Consider the following 7,874-nt stretch of genomic DNA (forward strand, 5'->3'; position numbering starts at 1 on the left):
GTCCTGGCGGTCGGCGGGCCGTCGGCCGGCGCGATCACCCCGCCCGAGGTCGACCCGGCGGTGGCACCGCCGACCGGGAACGCCGGCCCGGTGCAGACCATGGCCCAGCGCAGTGAGTGCGTCACCAGCGGTGTCATCACAGGCTCCGACCCTGCAGGCATCAGCCCGAACCTGCTGTCGCTGAACATCTCTGAAGCATGGAAGCACAGCAGGGGCGAAGGCCAGCTGGTGGCGGTCATCGACACCGGCGTGACCCCCGGCCCACGACTGCCCGACGTCGAGGGCGGCGGTGATTTTGTCGAATCCACCGACGGTCTGACCGACTGCGACGGTCACGGGACGCTGGTGGCAGGACTGATCGCGGGGCAGCCCGGCGCGGACGGCTTCTCCGGAGTGGCGCCCAATGCCCGCCTCATCTCGATCCGGCAAGCCAACCGCGATGTCGCAACACTGGCGCGTGCCGTCGTGCGCGCCGCCGACGCGGGAGCGCGGGTGATCAACATCTCGACGACCAGCTGTGTGCCGGCGAACAAGAACGTCGACCAGGGCGAACTCGGTGCGGCCCTGAGATACGCCGCCGTCGAGAAGGACGCGGTGATCGTCGCCGCGGCCGGGAACACCGGTGGCGCAACGGCCTGCGAATCCAACCCGCTGACCGATCCGGCCCGACCGTCCGACCCGCGCAACTGGGCGAGTGTGAACTCGGTGTCGATCCCGTCGTGGTGGCAGCCCTACGTGCTGTCGGTCGGCTCACTGACCACAGCGGGACAACCGTCGCAGTTCGCGATGGCGGGGCCGTGGCTGGGCATCGCGGCCCCCGGCGAGAACATCACCTCGGTCAGCAACGCCGCCGAGGGCGGGTTGGCCAACTGCATGCCCGACAACGAGCAGGGGATGGCACCGATCAGCGGCACCGGTTACGCGGCCGCCTACGTGTCGGGGGTTGCGGCGTTGGTGCGCAGCCGATTCCCGGACCTCACCGCCCAGCAGGTGATCGGTCGGATCAGCGGCACCGCCCACACCGGCGCCAGGTCACCGTCGAATCTGGTGGGGGCCGGCAGCATCGACCCGGTCGCGGCACTGACCTGGGTGGTGCCCGAGGGCCCCGAGAGCATGGTCGACCCGGCCGCCGTCAGACAAACCCCCGCCCCGGTGCCGCCGCCCCGGAGGATCCGACGCCCCGTGTGGCCGCATTCGCCGGAGCCGGCGTGCTGGCGGTACTCGTCCTCGCCGTGATCGTGGCGAGCGCAAAACGGAAGGACAACAACAGATGACCGTCCGGATCACCCTGGCGCTGCTGTTCGTGATCCCGGCCGCCATGGCCTACCCCTGGCAGTCGGCCGCCGACCCCTGGCAGTCGGCCGCGATCGCCGTGGTCGTCGTGGTGTTCGCGTGGTGGCGCGGAATGTTCGTGACGACGATGGTCCCGCGTTGGATCGCCATGTTGCGCCGCCGAAACCACACCGAGGGCAACCATCAGGCCGGCGAGTTCGCCACCGTGGTGCTGCGTGTCGAGTCGTCGGAGGGCGCCGACTTGCCGCTGGACCTGGTCGCCGGCTACCTCGACCGCTACGGCATCCGCTTCGACAAGGTCCGGGTGACCAGCCGTGGCGTCGAAGGTGCTTGCACCACGTGGGTCGGTCTCACCCTCGGGGCAGCGGACAACATCTCGGCACTGCGCGCGCGGTCCGCACGAATTCCACTGCACGACACCGTGGTGGTCGCGGCACGGCGGATGGCCGACCACCTCCGCGAGGCGGGTTGGGAGGTCGGTGTCGACGACACCGTCACCGGGGCGGCCCCGGCGCCGGCGCAGGGCGAGGAGACCTGGCGCGGTGTCACCGACGACCACGGTTACGTCGCCGCCTACCGGGTGGCCGTCGACGACGAGCTCGCCGACACACTCGCCGCGATTCGGGCGTCACAGCCGTCCGAGATCTGGACAGCACTCGAATTGACCGGCAGCGCAGGCACTCCTGAGCTGACCGGGGCATGCGCGATCCGCACCGACGAGCGCCCGGGAGCCCGGGCCCCGCTGCCCGGTCTGGAACCCGAGCGCGGCCGGCACTGGCAGGCACTCGCGGCGCTGGCACCTGACTCCGACAGGCGGTTGTCCGGGGCGCCGGTCCGGGTCTCGGCCGAGCTGTTGGCAGAACTGCGCCGGCCGGTCGGAGAAGCGCTCAGTCGAACATGAAATCGGCCATGAAGCGGGTCATCCGGCGCAGGTAGTCCGGCTGGCTGACATGCAGCACGTGGTTGCCGGGGAACCAGTGGAATGCACACCGATCCCAATGGTTCCAGAGGATCTCGGCCTGTTCCGGTGGCGCCAGCCGGTCGCCGAGACCGGCGATGATCAACCGCCGGTCCTTGGCAGGCAGCGGCCGGTAGTTCAGCGGGGACGGGAACATCGTCGCCGCCGCGGACAACTCCCGGTCGGTACCCACGATGTGGTCACGCAGCGCCACCATCTTGTTGGCCGGGAACCACTCGTCGACAGTCGTGTCCGGCGTCACGACGGGCACGTTCGGGATCACCGCCTGGATGCGGTCGTCGACACTGGCGATCAACGCCGACGTGTAACCGCCCAGCGACATCCCGGTCAGTGCGATCCGGTCGACGCCGGTGTACTCGAGATAGTCGATCAGCGAGCGGAAGTCGTGCACGGCCTGCGCCATCGCTTCGGCGAATCCGGCGAAGCCGTGGGCGAAATAGCCGTATCCGCTGTACGGAGACTACTTTTCGGCACGACGGCCGTGGAACGGCAGCGTGTAGAGCATCACGTCGTACCCGGAACGGTAGAACCAGGGCAGTGAGAAGAACAGTCCGTTGAACAGGTAGGCCGACCCCATGAAACCGTGGATCACACACAGCGTGGGCCGCGGCCCGTCGTCGTGACGCCAGTGCTGGGCGTGGACGACGTTGTTGCGTTGGTAGCCGTCACACTGGTCACGTAGAGCCGGGTTGACGGCGGTGAAGCTGCTGTTGAAACGGATGTTGCGGACGTTGCCGTGGGCGATCCACTCGGCCAGCGGATTGGCCGGCCTCGACGACACCCGCGGCAGCGACGCGGGGGCGGGGAAGGACAACTGCGGATCCTTTGCCGCGGCGAGTTCGGCGTAGAAGCGCAGGTGCTGCTCTTCGGTCCGCGATCGCGACCGGCGCAGTGCGCCCGCAACCGTGGGCAGCATGGTGGCGCTGATCAGCGACGCGATGGACGTGCGCAGCGCCAGGTCGGCGATGGCCGACGAGTCCACGATGAGCCGCTGTCGCTGCGTGAGGTCCACGCGGCGGGGCAGTCCGCGGGCGGACGCGTCGGCGCCGGGAACGTCCGGCACCGGGATGGGCGGCGCCTCTGCCTCGGGCGAGCTGGAGTCCACCCTTGGCATGCTAACGCCAGGCGCTGGTGCGCCACACTGACGGTATGTGGAATCCGGACGTCTACCTAGCCTTCGCCGACCAGCGGGGCCGGCCGTTTGTCGATCTCCTGTCGCGGGTGGGTGCGGCCGACCCGCGACGAGTCGTCGACCTCGGTTGTGGGCCCGGAAATCTCACCGGGACGCTGGCCGTCCGCTGGCCTGGCGCGCTGATCGAGGCGTGGGATTCGTCCGCGGAGATGGTGGCAGCGGCGCGGGGACGTGGAGTGGCCGCACTGCTGGGCGACGTTCGGGACTGGACGCCCGAACCCGACACCGATGTGGTGGGAGCAACGCGACGCTTCACTGGGTGCCCGAGCATCCGCGACTCGTGGTGCGGTGGGCGGGTCAGCTGAGCGCTGGATCTTGGTTGGCGTTTCAGGTTCCCGGCAACTTCGATGCGCCGTCGCATCGGGCGGTTTGCGAACTCGCGGGTCGCCTCCGGTGGTCAGACATGTTGCCGGACAACCTTTTCGACTCCATTGCGGTACAGTCGGCGGAGGGCTATGCCGGGCTGTTGGCCGATACAGGGTGCACGGTCGACGCCTGGGAGACGACCTACGTCCACGAGTTGACCGGGGAGAACCCGGTGTTGGAGTGGATCACCGGGACCACACTGCGGCCGGTGCGCAGCAGTCTGACCGACCTGCAGTGGCAGCAGTTCCGGACGGAGCTGATTCCGCTGCTCGACGCCTGGTATCCAACCCGCGCCGACGGTAGGACGTTTTTCCCCTTCCGCCGGGTGTTCGTGGTGGCGCAGGTGAACTGAGATTTCCGACGCGTGTGGCAAAGGCCGCAAAAGCCGGGCAGGTCGGCGGTACTTGGTGCTTTGCTGGCCAGGCTGACGACGATGTTTGCCGCTCCGATCGACGGCAACACCCGCAGCGTTGTGACGGGAGACGAGATGAAGCGCTGGGTGGTCGCAGGATTGGCCGGCCTGCTGATGGCCGCACAACCGCTCGTCTCTGTGCCGCCGGCCGACGCAGGCTGCCTGTACGGAGGACCCGTCATCAGCAAGTGCGACGGACCCATCCAACCGGACGGCACCTGGCAGCGATGTGTGGCCGTCGCCAAGCTGATCCCTCGCGGCGCCAGTTCCTATCTGGCGCCCGAGAGGCGCTGCGAACTGCTGGGTCCCGGCCAGCCGCCGCGGGATCCCGGCTTCGCCGACCCGGCGATGCACATCGCCGGCTGAGCCGTCACGCTACGGGTGATACGGCACGCCCACCGACCGGAACACGAACTCCGGCGGCACGTCGAACGCCAGCGAGGTCCGTGGCAACCGGGTCAGCACGTCGGCGGGGATGTCCGCCTTGTAGTGCAGCGACAGTTCGCCGGAGAAGCGCGGATCCACCGTGGCCACGTCGACGTCGAGAGTCAGCCCCGTGGCCGACAGTTCGGCGGCCACCGCACCCGTCTGCGCGGCGTCCCAGCGGTGGTCGACGGTACGTCCGGCGAGTTTGGGCACCGAGGACAGCGTGGCCAGGACGCGCTGTTCGGTGAGCACCAGCGCGCCGACGTAGCTGGCCAGGCTGCCCGAGGAGCGCAGCCCCGGCACCGAGCCGTGGAAGCGGCGGGTCACCGCCACATACTCGGCGGTGAACAGCAGTCCCTCGGCCTCGACCTGGGCGCGTAACTCGCCGGGGAGCTTGCCGATACGGAACAGCTTCCGGAGTAATACGGCCATGAACGCACGGTAGCTCAGCCGCACGCAGCCGTGAGGAGGCCGTGGACCGGTGGGTGGTACAGCTTGTCTGGTGAGGGCGCACCGAGGCCTGCTGGCCGGCACCGCGGTATTCGCGGTCGGGGTCTTCGCCGTCCTGTGGCTGGGTTACGCCTGGCAGTGGGCCTGGCTGGCCCGGGTCGACGCGGCGGCGCTGGAACCGATGGACCGGCTCGGCGAGAAGTATCCGGGCTGGGCGACGGCGTGGGACGTCTTCTGCACAGTGCTCGGGCCGGGCGCCTTCCGGCTGGTGACCCTGGTGGTGATCGTGGTGGCACTGGTGCGGCGCCACGTCCGCCTCGCGATGTTCCTGGTGATCAGCGTCGAACTCAGCGGCCTGGTCACCGAGATCGCCAAGACGCTGGTGGACCGGCCGCGGCCGGCCACCGCGATGGTGACGGCCCTCGGGTCGTCCTTCCCGTCAGGACACGCGCTGGGCGTGATGGTTTCGGTGCTGGCCCTGCTGACGGTCGGGCTCCCGGTCGTCCACGCTTCCCGACGGGTGTGGCTCATCGTCCTGGGCATCGCCGTGATCGTCACGATCGGGGTCGGCAGGGTCGCGCTCAACGTGCACCACCCGTCCGACGTGCTCGCCGGTTGGGCGCTCGGTTACGCGTACTTCGTGGCGTGCCTGCTGTTGGTGCCGCCTGTCCGGACAGTCACGCCGCCGGCCGAAACACCGGCAGCGCACGGTAGCGAACGCTGAAGCTGGCCTTGGTCACCTCGGTGCCGACCTCGCCGTCCAGCGCCAGGATCGTCGGCCCGTCCACCGCCTCGAAGGAGAACTCGGGCACCCGCATCTCGTGATAGAGCGGGCTGCGTTCCAGGCGGCCCAGCGCGAGCGACGTGATGATCCGCAGTCTGCTCAGTCGTCGCCCGGTCTCCAGGATCCGGACGTCGATGAGTCCGTCGTCCATCCGCGTTCGCCGCGACGGGGCGAACCCCGACGGGAGGTAGATCGAGTTACCCAGGAAGAACATCGACGTCTGCAGTGTCTGGTTGTCGAAGGCGATGCGGACCGGTTCGCCGCGGCGCAACGTGTGGAACATCGCGTAGATCCCCGCCAGCGGTTTACCGATCCGGTGCTCGAGCTTCTCGCGCTTCTGCACGAACCGCGGATACGCGCCGATGCTGGCGGTGTTCACCACCAGCCGCTTTTCGTTCAGGCACACCAGATCGACGCAGGACACGGTGCCGTCCTGGATCGCCGCCACGGTGCCGGCGGTGGTGTCACAGCCGATGTCCTTGGCGAAGTGGTTGAAGGTGCCGGCGGGGAAGACCGCGAGCGGCACACCGGCCTCGACGGCCACCGCCGCCGCGGCCGCCACGGTTCCGTCGCCACCTCCGATAGCGAGGACCTCGGCGTCCTGCGCGGCCGACCGCAACACCTCCTCGACGTCGTCGTCCTCGGTGAGCTCGACGATCTTGGCCTGCGGCAGCGCCTCGTGGACCTCGTCGAGGACCCGCGCGCCGGTGCCGCTGCCCGAGGCGGGGTTGACGACCAGCGTGACTCCCGCCCCGTCGGGGCGTGCCGGCGTGTCCACCCGCAGCGGCGCGGCGGTGGCCGGCAACCGGGGCTCGACGATCGGCGGAACCACGCGTGCGCCCAGAACCGCGATGCCTGCGCCGATGCCGAAGCCGGCCAGCACGTCGCCCGGGTAGTGCGCACCGGTGGCCACGCGGGACATCCCGACCAGCCCGGCGAGCAACGAAAGGCCCAGCCCCAATGGCGGGTTCTCCAACCCCACCCCGACGCCGAAGGCTGCCGCACTGGCGGAATGACCCGATGGCAGCGAGTTCGACGTGGGGAACCGGCGGGTTTGGCGGGCCAGTGGCACCAGCAGACGGCTCGGGCGCTCCCGCCGCCAGACCCGCTTGGCGCCCTGGTTGGTGACCAGGCTCGTCACGGCCAGCGTGAGCACTCCGCGGACTGCGCCGCGCTTGGCTGACGGGCTGCCGAACGCGGTCAGGCCTGCCGCGATCGCGAACCACAGCTTGGAATGGTCGGCAGCCCTGGTCAGGCGGGGCATCATCTCGTCGATCAGGGGGCTGGGGGAGTCGGCGATCGCCTCGAAGACTTCACGGTCCAGCGTGCCCAGGCCTTGGCCGATCTGACGAATTCCGCGGTGGCGCCGTCGCACGGGCAGCAGTTCCATGACGCCAACCTAGCGGCAATGCTGCCGGCGGCCGGTTTCCGGGTGATGAGCGTGCACGCCGGCCGTCTGGCCGGGGCCTGGGAGGCATTTGCGCCGGCGCTCAGACTGTCTGGTCTCGACGTCACGAGTACCTGGCGCGCCCGGTCGGTGCGCCGCCCGCGGAGGGAATCGTCGAACGGGTGCACCAGGATTCGCAGACCCGGGAAGTGATGGTGCGCCTGACTGCACTCAACCCGGGCGTCGCGGTGGTCGGCAGCTTCAGCACTGGAGCGCAGACCGGCGTGATGGCCAGCATGTACCTCTACGGCGCCGACGCCGCCGCTGTCGCCGACTCCGAACAGGCGCGCTGGGAGACCTGGATGGCCGAGACGGTGCCGGTCGCTGGCCCCGAGCGGTGAAACGCGTTCGGCCAGAACCGGATTGAGGCGAGCAGCTGTCAGGCTGCTTGGTTTTCAGGTGGTGCGGGGCCGCCGGGTTGGCCGGGTTCGCCGGCGCGGGTCGCCTCGCCAGGTTCGCCGGGTTGAGTGGTGCGGGTCGGTTCGGCCGGTTCGTCTTTTCCGGTGGTGTCTGCAGGCGCGGGCT

General features: G+C 69.5%; 6 protein-coding genes and 3 pseudogenes. 6 read left to right on the forward strand and 3 right to left on the reverse strand.

From position 1 onward, the window contains the following. A pseudogene (gene mycP, locus WA944_RS19490) lies at positions 1 to 1,274 on the forward strand (type VII secretion-associated serine protease mycosin); the annotation flags it as partial. Further along, entirely contained in the window at positions 1,271 to 2,194 is a 924-nt protein-coding gene (gene eccE / locus WA944_RS19495; RefSeq protein ID WP_526647253.1) for a type VII secretion protein EccE, read from the forward strand. The pseudogene mycP and the gene eccE, both read left to right, overlap by 4 nt. On the opposite strand, the pseudogene WA944_RS19500 reads toward eccE, so the two are convergent. Next, positions 2,181 to 3,386, reverse strand: a pseudogene (locus WA944_RS19500) (alpha/beta hydrolase family protein). The gene eccE and the pseudogene WA944_RS19500 sit on opposite strands and share 14 nt — an antisense overlap. A 35-nt stretch (positions 3,387 to 3,421) precedes the next feature. Here WA944_RS19500 and WA944_RS19505 point away from each other — a divergent pair. Both WA944_RS19505 and WA944_RS19510 read left to right on the forward strand, forming a co-directional pair. Further along, positions 3,422 to 4,182, forward strand: a pseudogene (locus tag WA944_RS19505) (trans-aconitate 2-methyltransferase). A gap of 135 nt (positions 4,183 to 4,317) precedes the next feature. After that, positions 4,318 to 4,608 carry a CDGP domain-containing protein gene (locus WA944_RS19510; RefSeq protein ID WP_526375260.1) on the forward strand — a complete coding sequence of 97 codons (291 nt, stop codon included), beginning with the start codon at positions 4,318 to 4,320 and terminating at the stop codon, positions 4,606 to 4,608. A 9-nt stretch (positions 4,609 to 4,617) separates the two neighbouring features. On the opposite strand, the gene WA944_RS19515 is transcribed toward WA944_RS19510, so the two are convergent. Then, positions 4,618 to 5,100 (reverse strand): hypothetical protein, encoded by a 483-nt coding sequence (locus WA944_RS19515; RefSeq protein WP_526375254.1) that lies wholly within the window; start codon positions 5,098 to 5,100, stop codon positions 4,618 to 4,620. A 70-nt stretch (positions 5,101 to 5,170) separates the two neighbouring features. Here WA944_RS19515 and WA944_RS19520 point away from each other — a divergent pair, with 70 nt between their 5' ends. Continuing rightward, positions 5,171 to 5,842, forward strand: coding sequence for a phosphatase PAP2 family protein (locus WA944_RS19520; protein WP_526375256.1), 672 nt, complete (start codon positions 5,171 to 5,173; stop codon positions 5,840 to 5,842). Here the strand turns inward: WA944_RS19520 and WA944_RS19525 are convergent. Beyond that, the gene (locus WA944_RS19525) at positions 5,796 to 7,292 is read right to left on the reverse strand and encodes a bifunctional phosphatase PAP2/diacylglycerol kinase family protein (protein WP_526647254.1); all 1,497 of its coding nucleotides are present in this window, start codon (positions 7,290 to 7,292) and stop codon (positions 5,796 to 5,798) included. The genes WA944_RS19520 and WA944_RS19525 overlap by 47 nt on opposite strands. Before the next feature lie 179 nt (positions 7,293 to 7,471). Between WA944_RS19525 and WA944_RS19530 the strand changes: the two genes are divergently transcribed. After that, the gene (locus WA944_RS19530) at positions 7,472 to 7,690 is read left to right on the forward strand and encodes a hypothetical protein (protein ID WP_526371534.1); all 219 of its coding nucleotides are present in this window, start codon (positions 7,472 to 7,474) and stop codon (positions 7,688 to 7,690) included. The last annotated feature ends 184 nt before the right edge of the window (positions 7,691 to 7,874 follow it).

It is taken from the genome of Mycobacterium sp. (genome assembly GCF_049683355.1).
Classification (GTDB): Bacteria; Actinomycetota; Actinomycetes; order Mycobacteriales; family Mycobacteriaceae; genus Mycobacterium.